Source organism: Tabrizicola sp. T74 (genome assembly GCF_057219935.1).
On record NZ_JBXVVT010000002.1, the window covers coordinates 125,734 to 143,788 of the forward strand.

Below are 18,055 nucleotides of genomic sequence, written 5' to 3' on the forward strand. Positions count from 1 at the left end.
GGTCACTCTCCCGGAATGGCCAGACCGGAGGGCATCTGCCGCCGGTCGGGAATGGTTTGCAGCACCCTCATCGCGATGACAGCCGCGATCACGAACAGCCCCGCTTCCAGCGCAAAGGTCGCGCCGAAAGCCGTCACATCGGGCAGTACGGTACGAGCAATATCGACCAGCACCGCGCCCAGCAGCCCGCCGAAGCCCGCCGCCAACGCCTGCGCCGCGCCCCAAAGCCCCATGCGGGTGCCCTCGCGCGCGCCGCGCCCCTCGCCGGCCAGCGCCATCATCGACCCGATGGCCGCGACCGCGAACATGCCGTTGAAAAAGCCCAGCGCCACGACCGCCGGCACCAGAAGCGGCAGCCCCGCCTGGCCAACCGCGACGATCGCCGCCAAGGCCGCCGCCGACCCAAGGCAACCCGCACTGACCCAGACCCGGAGGCTCCCCAGCCTGAACCCGGTCGCCAGCACGCCAACCAGCGCCATGCCGACAAAGACCCCGCCGTTCTGCGCGCCCGAAAGGCTGGTCGACTGGCCGGGAGTGAACCCGAAGACGAGGCCCGCATAGGGCTCCAGGATCAGCTCCTGCATGAAATAGGCGACCATCGACAGGAACACGAACAGGGTGAAGTTCCGGGTCCGGCGTTCGCTCCAGATCTCTGCGATCCCTTGCCGAAACGGCATCGTTGCGGGCTCGCGCGCCGCCACCACCCGCGCCTCGATCCCCCAGATCGCCGCACCGGTCAGAACGACGGCGCCGACGCAGACCACCGTCACGACCTCCATCAGCCGGGCCGGAGTGTAGGGGTCCAGAAACTGCCCCGAGACCCCGGCAGTTACCGCGATCCCGAAGATCATCATCAGCCAGGTGATCGTCGCCGCCGCCGCCCTCCGGCGCGGCGCGGTGGCCGTTGCCAGAAGCGCCAGCAGCGAAGTGCCCGACGCCCCGACCCCAACCCCGATCAGCCCGTAAGCCAGCACCGACAGCGCCAGCCCCAGGGCCTTCGCCTCGGGGATCCACAGCACGGCCAGCGTCGCAAGCATCGCCCCCAGCGCCAGCACGGCCATGCCGCCCACGACAAACCGCGTCCGGTTGCCCATGGTGTCCGACCGGAAGCCCCAGTTCGGTCGGGTGATCTGGATGCCATAGTGCAAGCCGACCAGCAGCCCCGGCACCAAAGCGGGCAGCGCCAGTTCCACCACCATCACCCGGTTCAGGGTCGAGGTCATCAGGACCACGATCGCGCCCAGACACAGCTGCACCAACCCAAGCCGGACGATCTGAACCCAGGACAAGGTCATGCCAACCCCCTGATCGCAAAGGCGGAAATCATCATGCCGGTGACATACAGCACCACGCCGGTCCCGTTGTACCAGGGCGCCTTGCCCTTCGGATCGCGGAACAACACCCGCATCGCCGCGACCTGCACGGCCAGCACCGCCAGCACGGCCATCGCGTGCCAAGGCTTGCCCCAGATCACCAGCAGCGCCACCACCAGCAGCTGCGCCATGCCCATCACCGTGCAGGCGATCTTCGCCGCGACCTCCGGCCCCAGCACCACGGGCAGCGAGCGCACGCCATGCTGCCGATCACCCTCCAAGGCCTTGAAATCGTTCAGCGTCATGATCCCGTGCGCGCCAAAGGCATATAGCGCGGCGATCATCACGTTCTCGAATCTCGGGGCAGTTCCCAGCAGCACCGCCGCCCCAGTGAACCAAGGGAGGCCCTCATAGCTCAGCCCGACCAGCCCCGGCCCCCACCAGCCCGACCGCTTCAGCCGCACAGGCTCTGCCGAATAGGCCCAGGCTGCGATCACACCAACGACCGTAGCGCCAAAGCCCCAGGGCCCCAGCATCCAGCCCACGACCAAGGACAGCACCGTCATCGCGAGCGCGATCCACAAGCCCCACCGCCCCGGTATCCGCCCCGAGGGGATGGGCCGATGCGGTTCGTTCACCGCGTCCACGTGCCGGTCGCACCAGTCATTCGCCGCCTGGCTCATCCCGCAGACGATGGGACCGGCCAGCACCATCCCCAAAACCACCGTCCCCCAGTTCGCGCCCAGGGGCACGCCCGACGACACCGCGCCGCACAAATACGCCCAGACCGGCGGGAACCAGGTGATCGGCTTGATCAATGTCAGCATGGCACGGGGTTCCGGCCAGCTGTGCGGGGTGTGGATGAGTGCGTCGCTCATGTGTCAATTAAACCTGACACTGCCGAGTCTGGCAAGGATTACATTGCCGCGAAGGTCCAGACCGCTGCCCCAAACGCCTCTCCTCCCCTACCGTGAGGAGGGGATGCGGGTGGGGGGGCTACCGGGGCGAAATCTCGAACCGACAGGCCGCATCGCCACAGGCACAGCACGCCACCTCGCGCACCTCAACCGAAGGCCAGACCAACCGCCCATATAGCCGACGGAACACCGCAACATGCCAGATGCACTGCGGCGTCCCAGCCTTCCACCCCGCCACCAGCGGGTTCCGCGCCACCGACACCACCAACGGACGCGAAGAGTCCACCCGGAACTCCCCCGTCCCGGCAAAGGTCCAGGAATGCTTGGCAATCGCCTTGGTCAGAACCCGCGCCGCCAACTCGCCGGGCAGCACCCGCAGCACCGCCTGCGCCAGCTTCGGAATCCGGTGCGCCAGGATGTAGTCCCCCGTCGCCAGCCCCGCCTCCTCCAACAGCCCTTCAGGCCCGGGCAGCAACCGCCGCACTGCCTGATGCACCGCCGCGCAGTCCGCCTCGGGCAGCATTCCGGCATCGCGCGGCGGCCGCGAAACCCCCGCTTCGGCCAGCACCGCAGAAAGACGCTCGCCTCCCCACCGCCGCTCCAGCACGTCCGCAAGCTGCAGGATCGCGTTCGGCCCGATCCGGCCAGCCTCCATTACTCCGCCGGCTCCTGCATCTGTTCGCGACCGCCCCCGCAAGCCATCGGCCCAGGATCGGGCACCGCGCGATCCAAAGCCCGCTCTTTCATCTGCGCCTTCACCGCCGCCCGCCGCTCTGCCGCCTTCGCGGCCTTGTCCGCCGAAGCCTCCCAATCCGCCATCTGCGCCTCGGCGATGGTGCGCGAGGTATCGAACCCGAACTCCAGGTTGTCCCGCTTCACCGGCTTGAAATAGCCATGCTTTCCAAGGTCATAGAAGCTGCGCTGCACCCCGGCCTTGAGGAACGCCTTGAGGCAGCCCAGCAGATACCGCCGCCTGAACCCCGTCCCCCGCCAGGGGTAATGGAACAACGCCTTCTTCATGTAGAAGCGGCGGTAGTTCTTCAGAACGCCCTCCAACAAGGCACCCCGGGTCATCGCCGCAGGCTTCATGATCGGCGTCACGAAGTTGTACTTGGAGTAGTCGAACACCTCGACCTGATCGCGGATTTCCTGGAACAGCGGCGTGAACGGCCAGGGCGTATACATCGACCAGTTCGCCAGGTCCGGCTGCCAGTCCCAGGCCATCCGGTAGGTCTCTTCCAGCGTCTCCGGCGTCTCGTTGTCCAACCCCACGATGAACTGCGCCTCGGTGAAGATGTCCGCCTCGCGCAGCAGCCGGATCGCTTCCTTGTTCTCCTCGACCTTGGTCTCCTTGTTGAAGAGATCCAGCTTCAACTGCGCCGCGGCCTCGGTCCCCAGGGAGACATGGACCAGCCCCGCCTCACGGTAGAACTTCAGCAAGTCCCGGTCGCGATAGATGTCGGTGACGCGGGTATTGATGCCCCACTTCACCCGCTTGTTTAGGCCCCGGTCGATAAGCTCCTGGCAGAACTCCACGAACTTCTTCTTGTTGATGGTCGGCTCCTCGTCGGCCAGGATGAAGAACCCCACCCCGTGATCCGTCACCAACCGCTCGATCTCGTCGGCGACCTTCTTCGGGTCCCGCACCCGGTAATCGCGCCAGAACTTCCACTGGCTGCAAAAGGAACAGGTGAACGGACACCCCCGCGCCATGTTCGGGATCGCGACCTTCACGCCAAGCGGGATGTAGATGTAGCTGTCCCAGTCCAGGATCGACCAGTCGGGATCAATCCCGTCCAGGTCCTTGACCGTGCTGGCCGCCTGCGTCGCCACGATCTCCCCACCCTCGGCAAACGCCAACCCCTTGATCTTGCGCCGATCCGCAGGCCAGCGGCCATCCTGCACCGCCTGGGCCAAGGCCACCATGATCTCCTCGCCCTCGCCCCGGACGATCACGTCGACCCAGGGCGCCTCGGACAGAACCTGCCGGAACATGAAGGTCGCATGGACGCCCCCCAGAACCCGCAAGGCCCCCGGCGCGACCTCGGACGCGATGCGCAGAACCTCCTCCGCCTCGTAGATCGACGGCGTGATCGAGGTCACGCCCACGATGTCCGGCTGCAGTTCCGCCAGCTTCGCCCGCAGCACGTCCGGCCCCAGGTGATAGGTCATCGCGTCCAGGAAATGGATGTCGGAAAACCCCGCCCGCTTCAGGCTGCCCGCCAGATAGGCGACCCAGGCCGGGGGCCAGTTCCCCGCAATCTCGGCCCCGCCGGAGTGATAGTTGGGATGGATGAAGACGATGCGCATGGGCGAGCCCTCCGTGCCAAGGCACCCGCCGGAAGGGGCGGTGTCAATCAAGATTGACAGATCGGAAGGGGGACCGACTTGACCTACATCAAGCGGGTCACGCCTGGTCGCTGGCTTCCTTGTTCAGGATGCCGAACTTGCGCAGCTTCACATACAGCGACTGCCGCGACAGGCTCAGAAGCTCGGCCGCCGCCGCCCGGTTGTTGCCGGACATCTCCAGCGCCGCCTCGATGCACATCTTCTCGATGATCTCGGTCGTCTCGTCGACGATCTCTTTCAGCGTCGAATAGCCCACCAGCCGCATCACGTTGCGCAGGCCCTCGTTGTCGGTGCCCGTTACCGGCCAGACCACCTGATCCGACACCACCAGATCGCGCGCCACGATGGCCACGACCTGCTTGCCCTTGTCCTGGAACAGCGTCGCCGAGAGCTCGACCGAGACCTCGCCCATGTAATCCGTGTTCAACCGCGTACGGTAATGCCGCAGGTGGCCCATGCGCCGGACGTTGTCCAGAAGCACCTTGAGGTCGACCGCCCCGCGCGACAGGAAATCCGAGAACGACCGGTCCACCACGACCGACTGGCTGTGGCTGTCGGTCAGGTTCAGGAAGGCCTCGTTCGCGGCCTTGATCAGCCCGCTGCCGTCCAGGAAGACGATGGCGTCGGTGCCCTTCTCGAACAGGTTGTGCATCATCGCGCCGCGGTCGCTTTCCTGCGACTGGGCGCTTTCCGACAGCCCGACGCGGCACAGAAGCAGCCGGTCGCGCGAGGCGCGGAACATCTTGGCGCTGATCTTCACCCGCTGCCCGGTGCGGCGGACGTTCAGGTCCAGATAGCCCGCCCCGTCGCTGGTGCCGTTGCGCGCCAGCGATTCCAGCAGCTCGCCCCGCCGACGCCCGTCGAATTCCTGCGCGATGGGCGCGTTCAACAGGTCATTCCGCGCCGCCCCGAGCAGCCGCGCAGCGCTGCTGTTCAGGTCCACGATCCGCCCGGTGGTTTCCGACACGATCATCAGCGGCAGCGAATTCTCTTCCATCAGCACCCGATAGCGGGTCTCCAGCTCGCGCTGCGCCTCGTGGTCGCGGCCGATGGCGCGATGCGCCTGCACCAGCTGCTGCTGCACTTCCGCCAGTTGCCGCAGGTCGCGGCCCAGAAGCAGGATCCGGTCGGTCCCCGGCCAGCGCCGCAGCGTATAGCGCACGGGAAACTCGTACTGCGCCGCGCCGCCGTGGTTCAGCTCCAACGGCAGCGCCTGGTCGGGCGCGGCCAGACGCGGGCCCAGCTTGGACCAGCTTTCCGGCGCGAAGAGGGCGTCCAGCGTCTGTCCCTTCCAGCCCGAGGCCATGGCGGCCAGGCTCGACTGCGGGTTGACGATCACAGCCTCGACCACCTGTTCGGGGGTCACGACCAGCGTCAGATCGGCGACAGCACTGACCAGATCCAGCACGACGCGCGCTGCGGCATCGTCGGGCGGCTGCGGCAGATGGCTGTCAGGTGTCACCGTGATATCCCTTTACCGACGATCCTGTGCCGACCGTTTCGCCTCTTTTGTCGCGCCGATCAAGCGCAGGCACTGCCCTTCGCGCCGCAAAATCCGCGATGAGTGCGGAAACGTCGCGCAAAACCTGGTCCGCGCCGGTCCGTGACATGAGTTCCGCATCCGACACGGGAACTGCGCCGCCGACATAGATCACCAGCTCGCCCCGCGACAACAGACGCAGCGTGCGCACCAGGCCGATGCCCGAATCGAGCCCCGCCGTGCAGCCGATCGACACCAGCGCCAGGTCGAACCGGTTGGCCGCCAGCAGCACCGACAGATCCGCCGCCACCGGCGCAACGCGGACCAGCGCGCTGTATCCGGCAAGCCGCAGCTGCAGCGCCAGGATCGAGGCACCCAGCGTATGCTGTTCCGCCTCGGCAACCACGATCAGCGCCGAAGGTCCGGCAGACGCGCTGGCCGACACCAGCATCTCGTCGACCCGCCGCACCAGGGCCTGCAGCCGCTCGCTGCGGACTGTCACATCGACAAAGCTCAGCTTGTCGGCCTCCCAGCTTGCGCCCAGGGACCGCGCCGCCTCTCCGGCATAGCCACAGGCCACCGCCTCGGGGAGCAGGCGCCGCGACATCATGGCTTCCAGCAGCACGCCGGGATCAATCGAAAGGTCACTGGCCAGGGTTTCGAGAAGCAGATCAAGGTGTTCTTGCTTGACCCCGACCCCGTCCTGATCGCGAACCGACACCAATCGACCCAGCGCCTCCTGCGCAAGCCCAGCGAACCAGTCCAGACATCCCTGATCGGGCGGTTCCGGTATACCATTGTCTCGCATCGGCGACCCTCCCTGGGCCCATGCACTGATGCCGGGGCAAGCTAGCACTGCGCAAGCGCGAATGAAAGCCATCGACTCGTTGTCAACATGACACCTGAATCCGACAAACATGTCTACCAAAATTGACATTCAGTGCAGATCATGCCTTTCGCTATCCGGTAAATTCATGTAATTTATATATTTTTTCCAGATGCTGTTGCGCGCCGAGTGGCTGCGAACGCGGCGCTTCTCATGCCAAACCCTCGCGGAAATGTGTAAATCTGCATTGACAGCCAACGCTGCCTGACTACGATGAGTGTAAACGCGGCTTTAATATCGAGGCGTAAGGAATGTCCGCTGCGGCCTCCGATACCAGGTCCAGACCGCTGTACACGCCCAGCCAGCGCGCACGGCGCGATGCCACCGTCTGGACCCTGGTCCAGGGCATACTTGCGCCCATCCAGTTCCTGGTCTGCGCGGTCTCGCTGGTCCTCGTCCTGCGCTACCTGATGACGGGTGACGGCTACACAGCCGCGACTGTCTCGATCCTCCTCAAGACCGCGCTTCTCTACACGATCATGGTCACCGGCGCGATCTGGGAGAAGGTGGTTTTCGGCCAGTACCTCTTCGCCCCCGCCTTCTTCTGGGAGGACGTGGTCAGCTTCGGCGTGATCGCGCTGCACACGATCTATCTCTATGGCCTGCTTACAGATTCCATCGCGCCCACGCAGCTGATGCTGATCACGCTCGCGGCCTATGCCACCTATTTCGTCAACGCCGCGCAGTTCCTCCTGAAGCTCCGCCGCGCCCGTCTTGACAGCGCCGAACCTAGGGGGCACCCGGCATGAGCCTCGACACCCCCACCAGCGGCTGCCTGCACACGCCTGTCCTGCGCGAGCGCGGACAGCGTGAGGTCTTTTGCGGCCTCACCGGGATCATCTGGCTGCACCGCAAGATGCAGGACGCCTTCTTCCTCGTGGTCGGCTCCCGGACCTGCGCGCACCTCCTGCAATCCGCCGCCGGGGTGATGATCTTCGCCGAGCCACGATTCGGCACCGCGATTCTCGAAGAGAAGGACCTCGCCGGCCTCGCCGACGCGCATGTGGAGCTGGAGCGTGAGGTCGAACGCCTCCTCTACCGCCGCCCCGACATCCGCCAGCTCTTCCTCGTCGGCTCCTGCCCGTCCGAGGTCATCAAGCTTGACCTTTCCCGCACCGCCGAACGCCTGAACGCCCGCCACGGGCCCTCGGTCCGGGTCTACAACTACTCCGGCTCCGGCATCGAGACGACCTTCACCCAAGGCGAAGACGCCTGCCTCGCCGCGATGGTCCCGGGCCTGGAGGAGACGACCGACGCCAACCTCCTCGTCGTCGGAGCCCTGCCCGATGTGGTCGAGGATCAGTGCCTGTCGCTCCTGACCCAGATGGGCATCAAGAACGTCGCCTTCCTCCCCTCTCGCCGCGCCTCTGGTGCACCGAGGGTCGGCCCAAACACCCGCTTCATCCTGACCCAGCCCTTCCTGGCCGACACCGCCCACGCCCTGGAAGGCCGGGGGGGCCAGCGCATCTGTGCCCCCTTCCCCTTTGGCGAGGAAGGCACCACCGACTGGCTCCGCGCCGTCGCCAAGACCCATGGCGTGAACCTGGAGAAGTTCGAGGCCGTCACCGCCGCCCCCCGCGCCCGCGCCCGCAAGGCCGTCGCCGCCCATGCGGAAACGCTCCGCGACAAGACGCTCTTCATGTTCCCCGACAGCCAGCTGGAAATCCCGCTCGCGCGCTTCCTCGCCCGCGAATGCGGCATGGTCCCGGTCGAGGTCGGTACCCCCTACCTCCACCGCGGCCTGATGGAGCCCGAACTCGCGCTCCTGCCGCAGACCGTCCTTTCCGAAGGCCAGGACGTCGACCTGCAGCTTGACCGCCACGCCGCGCTCAATCCCGACCTCACCGTCTGCGGCCTGGGCCTCGCCAACCCGTTGGAGGCCGCCGGTCATGCCACCAAATGGGCGATCGAACTGGTCTTCACCCCGGTCCACTTCTACGAACAGGCCGGAGACCTCGCCGGTCTCTTCTCCCGCCCCCTCCGCCGCCGCGCTTTGCTTCAGGGGGCAGCCGAATGACCGCCCGCCTGACATATCTCGCAACGCCAGCCACAAGCGCCTCCCTCCCCCCTCTGTGGGGGAGGGATGGGGTGGGGGGCACCCGGTCAGAAACGGGGGCGACGCCATGAAACTCACCCTCTGGACCTACGAAGGCCCCCCGCACGTCGGCGCGATGCGCGTCGCAACCGGCATGAAGGACGTCCACTATGTCCTCCACGCCCCGCAGGGCGACACCTACGCCGACCTCCTGTTCACGATGATCGAGCGGCGCAACCACCGCCCGCCGGTCACCTTCACCACCTTCCAGGCCTCCGACCTCGGCGCCGACACCGCCACCCTCTTCAAGCGCGCGGCCCAAGGCGCATTCGACCGCTTCCAGCCGCAAGCGATGATCGTCGGCGCCTCCTGCACGGCCGAGCTCATCCAGGACGACCCCGGCGGCCTTGCCTCGACCCTGGGCCTCCCCTGCCCCGTGGTGCCGCTGGACCTGCCCAGCTACTCCCGCAAGGAAAACTTCGGCGCCGACGAAACCTTCCTCGCCCTGACCCGCGCCCTCGCCGTTCCTCAAGAGCGCACCAAAGAAGTCTCCTGCAACATCCTCGGCGCGACCGCCCTTGGCTTCCGCCACCGCGACGACGTGGCCGAGATCACCAAACTCCTCACCCAGATGGGCATCGCCGTGAACGTCGCCGCCCCCCTCGACGCCACGCCCGACGACCTCAAGCGCCTACCCGCCGCGCATTTCAACGTCCTTCTCTACCCCGAAACCGGCGAAGGCGCCGCCCGCTGGCTGGAAAAGACCCACCAGCAGCCCTGGACGAAAACCATCCCGATCGGCGCCGAAGCCACCCGCGAATTCATCGCCGAAGTCGCCGCACTCGCCAACGTCAGCGCCGAAGTCAGTGAGGCGAACCTCCGCCAGCCCTGGTGGTCGGCTTCCGTAGACAGCACCTACCTCACCGGCAAGCGCGTCTTCATCTTCGGCGACGCCACCCATGCCATGGCCGCCGCCCGCGTCGCCTCCAAGGAAATCGGCTTCGAAGTCGTCGGCCTCGGCTGCTACAACCGCGAATTCGCGAGGCCAATGCGCTCCTGCGCCAAGGAATACGGCCTCGAAGCCCTCATCTCCGACGACTACCTCGACGTCGAAGCTGCCATCATCGCCGCCGCTCCCGAGCTCATCCTCGGCACCCAAATGGAACGCCACATCGCCAAGCGCCTCGGCATCGCCTGCGCAGTGATCTCGGCCCCGGTCCACGTCCAGGACTTCCCCGCCCGCTACTCGCCGCAGATGGGGTTCGAGGGCGCCAACGTCCTCTTCGACACCTGGATCCACCCCCTCGTCATGGGCCTCGAAGAACACCTCCTCACCATGTTCCGCGAGGATTTCGAGTTCCACGACGCAGCCGGCCCCAGCCACCACGGCGGCAAGGCCGCGCCCGCGCCCGCCCAGCAAATCCTCGAACCCACCCCGGACGCCGCGACCCAGATGATCGAGGCCGCACAGGCCCTCGCCGACGCCCTCCACTGGCTCCCCGACGCCGAGCGCGAGTTGAAGAAGATCCCCTTCTTCGTCCGCGCCAAGGCCCGCCGCAACACCGAGAAATACGCCGCCGAAAAGGGCGTCACCCAGATCAGCATCGAGACCCTCTACGAGGCCAAGGCCCACTATGCGCGATGACCGGTTCACATCGCTGGAACCGAAGACCCCCGTCGCCGACGGCCTCTACCACTTTGTCATCGTCACCCTAGACGCCCATGCCGCAGGCCCCGCCCAGCGCGTCGCGGGCCGCCTTGCCAAGGACTTCCCCGGCATCGCCATTTCCGTCCACGCCGCCGCCGAATGGGCCGAAAACCCCGCCGCCCTCGCCCGCGCGCGCGCCGACGTGGCGCAGGCCAACATCATCGTCGCCAACCTGATCTTCCTGGAAGAGCACCTCACCCAGATCCTGCCGCAGATCCAGGCCCGCCGCCCGCATCTCGACGCCTGCGTCGGCATCATCTCCGACCCGCAGGTCGTCAAGCTGACCAAAATGGGCGACCTCGACATGTCGCTGCCTGCGTCCGGAGCCATGGCCTTCCTCAAGAAGCTGCGGGGCAACAAATCCCCCTCCGGCTCCTCGGGCGAAAAGCAGATGGCGATGCTGCGGCGGCTGCCGAAGATCCTGCGCTTCATCCCCGGCAAGGCCCAGGACATGCGCGCCTGGTTCCTGTCGATGCAATACTGGCTTGGCGGGTCGGACGACAACATCGAAAGCATGGTGCGCTACCTCGTCAGCCGCTATGCCCCGAACCGCGACTGGAACAAGGTCAAGGCTGCCGCCCCCGTCGATTACCCTGACGTCGGCCTCTACCACCCCGACGTCCCGGCCCGCGTCTTCACCGACCCCTCGCTGCTCCCGAAACCCGACGGCATGACCGCCACCGTCGGCCTTCTGATGCTGCGCTCCTACATCCTTGCCTCGGACACCGCGCATTACGACGCCGTCATCCGGGCGTTTGAGGCGCGCGGCATCGCCTGCGTCCCCGCCTTCGCCTCGGGTCTCGACGGCCGCCCCGCCATCGACGCCTTCATGACGGACGGAAGGATCGACGCCCTCGTCTCCCTCACCGGCTTCTCCCTCGTCGGCGGCCCCGCCTACAACGACAGCCCCGCCGCCATCGCCGCGCTGGAAGCCCTCGACGCCCCCTACGTCGCCGCCCACCCCTTGGAATTCCAGACGCTCGGCCAATGGGCATCCACCGACGGCGGCCTGGGTCCGGTCGAGACCACCATGCTCATCGCGCTGCCCGAGATCGACGGCGCGACCAACCCCACCGTCTTCGCCGGCCGCCACGACGCCGGCGGCTGCACCGGCTGCGCCAGGATGTGCGCCGCCCCCGCCGACCACGCCTCCCGCGTGATGGCCCCCTGCCCGGAACGGATCGAGGCGCTGGCCGAGAAAGTCTTCCGCCTCGCCACCCTCCGCCGCTCTGAGACCGCAAAGCGCAAGGTCGCCATCGTCCTCTACGGCTTCCCGCCGAACGCCGGGGCCGTCGGCACCGCCGCCTACCTCGGCGTCTTCGAAAGCCTCCTGAACACCCTCCACGCGATGAAGGCCGAGGGCTACGACGTCACGCCCCCCGCCAGTGTCGAGGCCCTCCGCGACGCCGTCCTGAACGGCAACGCCACAGCCTTCGGCCAGCCCGCCAACGTCGCCGCCCGCATCCCCGCGCGCGACCTTGTCCGCCGCTCCCGGTGGCTGTCGGAAACCGAGAAAGTCTGGGGCCCCGCCCCCGGCCGCGCCCAGTCCGACGGGGCCGATGTCTTCGTCCTGGGGAAACAGTTCGGCAACGTCTTCGTCGGCATCCAGCCGGTCTTCGGCTACGAAGGCGACCCGATGCGGCTTCTCTTCGAGAAAGGCTTCGCTCCGACCCACGCCTTCACCGCCTTCTACGACTGGATGAAAAGGGATTTCGGCGCTGACGTCCTCCTGCACTTCGGGATGCACGGCGCGCTTGAATTCATGCCCGGCAAACAGGCGGGCCTCTCCGGCAGCTGCTGGCCCGACCGCCTGATCGGCAACCTGCCCAACGTCTACCTCTACGCCGCGAACAACCCGTCCGAGGCCACCCTCGCCAAGCGCCGCTCGAACGCCGTCACCATCACCCACCTGACCCCGCCGCTCGCGCAATCCGGCCTCTACAAGGGCCTCGTGGACCTGAAAGACAGCCTCACCCGCTTCCGCGCGTTGGCCCCAGACGCGCCTGACCGCGACGACCTCGCCCTCCTCATCACTGAGCAGGCGAAGGCCGTCGACATGGACGCGACCGACCTCGAAACCCTCTGGCTCAAACTCCTGGAGACCGAAGGCGCGCTCATCACCGACGGCCTCCACGTCCTTGGCCGCCCGTTCACCGATGCCCAGCGCGCCGAATACCTCGCGCTCATGCCCGACGACCCCGAGGCCCGCGCGGCAGCGGCGCAGCACCTGCAACACGACACCGAAATCCCCGCCCTCCTCCGCGCCCTCTCGGGCCGCTTCATCTCCCCCGTCCCCGGCGGCGACCTGATCCGCTCGCCGCAGATCCTCCCCACCGGCCGCAACATCCACGCCTTCGACCCGTTCCGGATGCCCACCGCCTTTGCGCTCGCCGACGGCAAGGCCCAGGCTGACCGCCTGCTCGCCACCCACCCGACCCTGCCGCGCACCGTGGCCCTCGTCCTCTGGGGCAGCGACAACATCAAGTCCGACGGCGGCCCCATCGCGCAGGCCCTGGCGCTCATCGGCGCGAAGCCCCGCTTCGACAGCTACGGCCGCCTCTCCGGTGCCGACATGATCCCGCTCGCCGACCTTGGTCGCCCCAGGATCGACGTCGTCATGACCCTCTCCGGCATCTTCCGCGACCTCCTGCCCCTGCAGACCCGGATGCTCGCCGAAGCCGCCTTCAAGGCCGCCACCGCCGACGAACCCGAGGCGCTCAACTTCATCCGCGCCCATGCCCTCGCTTACGCCGCCGAGATGAACGTGGACATGGAAACCGCCGCCCTCCGCGTCTTTTCGAACGCCGAAGGGGCCTACGGGTCGAACGTCAACATCATGGTCGACAACTCTGCCTTCGGGGACGAGGACGAACTCGCCGACGCCTACCAGAACCGGAAAAGCTTCGCTTATGGCGTGACCGGCAAGGCCACCGGCAACCCGGCGCTCCTCCAGAAAGCCCTCAAGGACGTCGACCTCGCCTACCAGAACCTCGAATCCGTGGAACTCGGCGTCACCTCCGTCGACCACTACTTCGACACGCTGGGAGGCATCGCCCGCGCCGTGAAACGCGCGCGCGGCGGCCAGGACACCCCGGTCTACATCGGCGACCAGACCCGTGGCGGCGGCGTGGTCCGCACGCTTTCGGACCAGATCGCGCTGGAAAGCCGCTCCCGCACCCTGAACCCCAAGTTCTACGAAGGCCTCCTGAAGCACGGGGCCGAGGGCGTCCGCCTGATCGAAGCCCATGTCTCGAACACCTTCGGCTGGTCCGCCACCACCGGCAAAGTCGAACCCTGGGTCTACCAGCGCCTGACCGAAACCTTCGTCACGGATGAGGCGATGCGCCGCCGCCTCGCCAACCTCAACCCCGAAGCCTCCTCCCGCATGGCCCAGCGCCTGCTCGAAGCTTCGGACCGCGCCTATTGGACACCCGATCCCGCCACCCTCGCCGCGCTGCAACAGGCCGCCGACGAACTTGAGGATCGCCTGGAAGGGATCGCCGCCGAATGACACCTCACATGAAAGGGGCCACCGCATGAGCCCGCGCGACGAAATTCCGAACCTCCGTGGCCTTGATGGCGACGGCTCGGTGCAAGTCCACCTTGACCCCGCGCTCAAGATCGAGGGCGCCAAGGTCTTCTCCGTCTACGGCAAGGGCGGCATCGGCAAGTCCACCACCTCGTCGAACCTCTCCGCCGCCTTCTCGGTCATGGGCAAGCGCGTCCTGCAGATCGGCTGCGACCCGAAGCACGACTCGACCTTCACCCTCACCGGCCGCCTGCAGCCGACCGTGATCGACATCCTCAAGGAGGTCGACTTCCACGCCGAGGAATTGCGGCCTGAGGACTACATCGCCGACGGCTGGAACGGCGTGAAATGCGTCGAGGCCGGGGGTCCCCCCGCAGGCACCGGCTGCGGCGGCTATGTCGTGGGCCAGACCGTCAAGCTTCTGAAGCAGCACCACCTCCTGGAAGACACCGACGTCGTGATCTTCGACGTCCTCGGCGACGTCGTCTGCGGCGGCTTCGCGGCCCCCCTCCAGCACGCCGACCGCGCCGTCATCGTCACCGCGAACGACTTCGACTCGATCTACGCGATGAACCGCATCATCGCCGCCGTCCAGGCCAAGTCCGGCAACTACAAGGTCCGCCTCGCGGGCTGCGTCGCCAACCGGAGCCGCGAGACCAACGAGGTCGACCGCTACTGCGAACGTGTCGGCTTCAACCGCCTCGCCCACATGCCCGACATCGACGCCATCCGCCGCTCGCGCCTGAAGAAGAAGACCCTCTTCGAAATGGACGACGAGCAGGACATCGTCACCGCCCGCGCCGAATACCTGCGCCTGGCCGACACGCTCTGGCGGTCCGTCGGCGGCGAAGGCTCCTCGCCCGAACCGCTCCCCGACCGCGAAATCTTCGAACTCCTTGGATTTGACTGATGTCCGACTACGGCCTCACCCGCGACCGGGTCGAAACCTACTTCGACCGCACCGCGACCCAGACGTGGGAGCGGCTGACCAGCCATGAGAAGGTCTCCCGCATCCGCGAAACCGTCCGCAAGGGCCGCGACCGGATGCGCGCCCTGATGCTCTCGCGCCTGCCCGAAGACCTGCGCGGCGCGCGGGTGCTCGACGCCGGCTGCGGCACCGGCGCGATGGCCACCGAGCTTGCCCAGCGCGGCGCGCAAGTCACCGCCGTCGACATCTCGCCCCAGCTGATCGAGATCGCCAAGCGCCGCCTGCACCCCGCCCTGACGGATCAAGTCGACTTTCAGGCCGGGGACATGTCCGACCCGGCCCTCGGCCGCTTCGACTTCACCCTCGCGATGGATAGCCTGATCTACTACCGCGACGCCGACATCGGCCGCGTCATCGGCAACCTTGGCCAAAGGACCAGCCAAAGCATCGTCTTCACCGTCGCCCCGCGCACCACGCTCCTCATGGCGATGTGGCACGCAGGGAAACTCTTCCCCCGCTCCGACCGCTCGCCCACCATGGTCCCGCACGACGCGGCCCGCCTGGCAAGACACTGCCCCGGCAAGCTGACCCGCGTCGGCCGCGTCTCCTCGGGCTTCTACATCTCGGAATGTCTGGAGCATCGCACATGATCCTCCGGAAGAAGCATATCGCCCAGCTTGGCGCGCGTTGGATGCCCTTCGCCGACGCGGCCTCCGAGGACCTCCCCCTCGGCCAGCTCTGGCGGCTTGCCCTCTTCCAGGTCTCGGTCGGCATGGCGCAGGTCCTGCTCCTCGGCACCCTCAACCGCGTGATGATCGTCGAGCTTTCGGTCCCCGCGATGGTCGTCGCGCTGATGATCTCGATCCCGATCCTCGTCGCCCCCTTCCGTGCCCTCCTCGGCCACCGCTCCGACACCTACCGTTCCGCCTTGGGCTGGAAGCGCATCCCCTACCTCTGGTTCGGCTCGCTCTGGCAGATGGGCGGGCTTGCCGTCATGCCCTTCGCACTGATCGTCCTGTCCGGCGACCAGTTCACGGGCCCCGCCTGGGCCGGTGAAGTCCTTGCGGCGCTGGCCTTCCTCATGGCCGGCCTCGGCATGCACATGGTCCAGACCGCAGGACTTGCGCTTGCCGCCGACCGCGCCACCGACGAGACCCGCCCCCGCGTCGTCGCCATGCTGTATATCCTCTACCTTGTCGGAATGGGGATCTCGGCCCTGATCGTGGGCTTCCTCCTGCGGAATTACGAGCCCATCTGGCTGGTGCAGGTCGTCCAGGGTTGCGCGGCAGCCACGCTGATCCTGAACATCATCGCTTTCTGGAAACAGGAACGCGTGAAGCCCATGTCCAAGGCCGAACGCACGGCGCCGCGGCCCTCCTTCTCTGGCGCATGGGCCGCGCTGATGCAACAGGACGGTGCCCGCCGCCTTCTGGTCGTCGTCTTCCTTGGCACGCTCGCCTTCAACATGCAGGACGTGCTTCTGGAACCCTACGGCGGCCAGGTCCTCGGCCTTTCCGTCTCGGCCACCACCGTCCTCACCGCCCTCTGGGCGCTAGGCGCGCTGGCAGGCTTCCTCTGGGCCACCCGCCGCCTTGGTCGCGGGTCCGACCCGTTCCGCCAGGCCGCCATCGGCCTCCTGATCGGGGTCGCCGCCTTCTCGGCGGTGATCTTCGCCAGCCCGCTCGCAAGCTGGCCCCTCTTCTACCTGGGCGCTTTCGCCATCGGCCTTGGCAACGGCATCTTCGGCCTCTCGACCCTGAACGCCGCCATGGCACGGGCACAGGGCGGGATGGGCGCGGGCCTGATCCTTGGCGCCTGGGGCTCGGCCCAGGCCACGGCGGCGGGCCTTGCCATCCTGCTGGGCGGGACCTTGCGCGACGTGGTCAGCCACCTGGCCGAGGCCGGGCTCTTCGGTCCGCTGCACGACGTCAGCCTTGGCTACACCGTGGTCTACCACATCGAGATCGCGCTTCTCTTCCTCACCCTTGCCGCGCTTGGACCCCTGGTCCGCATCGGCATCCCGCAATCCCCTACGGACCAAGGCCAGTCGCGTCTGCGGCTGACCGAATTCCCAACCTGACAACGGAGGACCCCTGAATGGTTGGTGTCAACTTCTTCGGCAACTTCGACCTCGCGTCGCTTTCGATCTGGCTCTTCTGGGGCTTCTTCGCGCTCCTGATCTACTACCTGCAGACCGAGAACATGCGCGAAGGCTTCCCCTTCGAGAACGAGGACGGGACCGAGGCCTCGAACCAGGCGATCTACCCGCTCCCCAAGCCCAAGACCTTCATCCTGCCGCTGGGCAAGGGCACCGTGACCGTCCCTTCGGCGGAAAACGAAGCCGCGCATCGCCGCACCGACCTGGCGCTGGTGCCGTCTGGGTCCGAGGGCTTCCCCCTGATCCCGACCGGCAACCCGATGCTCGACGGCGTTGGCCCCGCCTCCTGGGTGCCACGGCGTGATGAGCCCGAGGTTGACGCCCATGGCCACGCCAAGATCAAGCCGATGTCGGCCGTCGCCGGCATGGAAGTCAGCGCCGGGCGCGACCCGCGTGGTCTGCCGGTGCAGGCCGGTGACCTGGAAGTCGTGGGCCGCATCAAGGACATGTGGATCGACGTGCCGGAGCAGCTGGTCCGCTACCTTGAGGTCGACCTGAACTCAGGCGGCACCCGCCTGATCCCGATGACCATGGCCAAGATCTGGGCCGACCGGGTGCGGGTGAACGCCATCACCTCCGACCTCTTCGCCGCGATCCCTGCGACGAAAAGCCAGACCTCGGTGACCAAGCTCGAAGAAGAAAAGATCTCTGCCTACGTGGCCTCCGGCTGGCTCTACGCCAAGGGCCGAAAGCGCGGGTTCTGACGACGAAGGGAAGCGGCGCGCGCCCGCGCCGCTTCGTCTTACCCCAAG

The 18,055-nt window shown here is 67.1% G+C and carries 14 protein-coding genes; 8 read left to right on the forward strand and 6 right to left on the reverse strand.

The genetic code is table 11. The features are described from left to right. Nucleotides 1–2: 2 nt before the first annotated feature. The 6 genes from AC2EAL_RS07310 to AC2EAL_RS07335 all read right to left on the reverse strand — a co-directional run bounded on the left by AC2EAL_RS07310 (nt 3) and on the right by AC2EAL_RS07335 (nt 6,780). The gene (locus tag AC2EAL_RS07310; protein ID WP_484723536.1) at nt 3–1,295 is read right to left on the reverse strand and encodes a BCD family MFS transporter; all 1,293 of its coding nucleotides are present in this window, start codon (nt 1,293–1,295) and stop codon (nt 3–5) included. Further along, nucleotides 1,292–2,191: a chlorophyll synthase ChlG gene (gene chlG / locus AC2EAL_RS07315; RefSeq protein ID WP_484723537.1), complete on the reverse strand. Its 900-nt coding sequence runs from the start codon at nt 2,189–2,191 to the stop codon at nt 1,292–1,294. The genes AC2EAL_RS07310 and chlG overlap by 4 nt, the downstream gene beginning before the upstream one ends. Before the next feature lie 118 nt (nt 2,192–2,309). Continuing rightward, nucleotides 2,310–2,885, reverse strand: coding sequence for a bacteriochlorophyll 4-vinyl reductase (bchJ, locus tag AC2EAL_RS07320; protein WP_484723538.1), 576 nt, complete (start codon nt 2,883–2,885; stop codon nt 2,310–2,312). Further along, a complete protein-coding gene (bchE, locus tag AC2EAL_RS07325; RefSeq protein WP_484723539.1) occupies nt 2,885–4,540 on the reverse strand; it encodes a magnesium-protoporphyrin IX monomethyl ester anaerobic oxidative cyclase in 1,656 nt (551 codons plus the stop codon). Before bchE ends, bchJ begins: the two co-directional genes overlap by 1 nt. A 97-nt stretch (nt 4,541–4,637) precedes the next feature. Beyond that, on the reverse strand, nt 4,638–6,041 hold the full coding sequence (gene ppsR, locus AC2EAL_RS07330; RefSeq protein ID WP_484723540.1) for a transcriptional regulator PpsR: 1,404 nt from the start codon (nt 6,039–6,041) through the stop codon (nt 4,638–4,640). Beyond that, nucleotides 6,031–6,780 (reverse strand): hypothetical protein, encoded by a 750-nt coding sequence (locus tag AC2EAL_RS07335; RefSeq protein ID WP_484723541.1) that lies wholly within the window; start codon nt 6,778–6,780, stop codon nt 6,031–6,033. Before AC2EAL_RS07335 ends, ppsR begins: the two co-directional genes overlap by 11 nt. A gap of 416 nt (nt 6,781–7,196) precedes the next feature. Here AC2EAL_RS07335 and bchF point away from each other — a divergent pair, with 416 nt between their 5' ends. The 8 genes from bchF (at nt 7,197) to puhA (ending at nt 18,007) form a co-directional block, all read left to right on the forward strand. Then, entirely contained in the window at nt 7,197–7,694 is a 498-nt protein-coding gene (gene bchF / locus AC2EAL_RS07340; RefSeq protein WP_484723542.1) for a 2-vinyl bacteriochlorophyllide hydratase, read from the forward strand. Continuing rightward, on the forward strand, nt 7,691–8,962 hold the full coding sequence (locus tag AC2EAL_RS07345) for a ferredoxin:protochlorophyllide reductase (ATP-dependent) subunit N (RefSeq protein WP_484723543.1): 1,272 nt from the start codon (nt 7,691–7,693) through the stop codon (nt 8,960–8,962). The genes bchF and AC2EAL_RS07345 overlap by 4 nt, the downstream gene beginning before the upstream one ends. Before the next feature lie 106 nt (nt 8,963–9,068). Beyond that, complete coding sequence (gene bchB / locus AC2EAL_RS07350) at nt 9,069–10,625, forward strand: ferredoxin:protochlorophyllide reductase (ATP-dependent) subunit B (protein ID WP_484723544.1); 1,557 nt, start codon at nt 9,069–9,071, stop codon at nt 10,623–10,625. Then, nucleotides 10,615–14,199 (forward strand): magnesium chelatase subunit H, encoded by a 3,585-nt coding sequence (locus AC2EAL_RS07355; protein ID WP_484723545.1) that lies wholly within the window; start codon nt 10,615–10,617, stop codon nt 14,197–14,199. Before bchB ends, AC2EAL_RS07355 begins: the two co-directional genes overlap by 11 nt. A gap of 25 nt (nt 14,200–14,224) precedes the next feature. Then, nucleotides 14,225–15,127, forward strand: a complete 903-nt coding sequence (gene bchL, locus AC2EAL_RS07360; protein WP_484723546.1) for a ferredoxin:protochlorophyllide reductase (ATP-dependent) iron-sulfur ATP-binding protein — start codon at nt 14,225–14,227, stop codon at nt 15,125–15,127. Then, nucleotides 15,127–15,795, forward strand: a complete 669-nt coding sequence (gene bchM, locus AC2EAL_RS07365; protein WP_484723547.1) for a magnesium protoporphyrin IX methyltransferase — start codon at nt 15,127–15,129, stop codon at nt 15,793–15,795. The genes bchL and bchM overlap by 1 nt, the downstream gene beginning before the upstream one ends. Next, the gene (locus AC2EAL_RS07370) at nt 15,792–17,225 is read left to right on the forward strand and encodes a PucC family protein (protein ID WP_484723548.1); all 1,434 of its coding nucleotides are present in this window, start codon (nt 15,792–15,794) and stop codon (nt 17,223–17,225) included. Before bchM ends, AC2EAL_RS07370 begins: the two co-directional genes overlap by 4 nt. A gap of 17 nt (nt 17,226–17,242) precedes the next feature. Further along, complete coding sequence (gene puhA / locus AC2EAL_RS07375; RefSeq protein WP_484723549.1) at nt 17,243–18,007, forward strand: photosynthetic reaction center subunit H; 765 nt, start codon at nt 17,243–17,245, stop codon at nt 18,005–18,007. Nucleotides 18,008–18,055 lie beyond the last annotated feature (48 nt).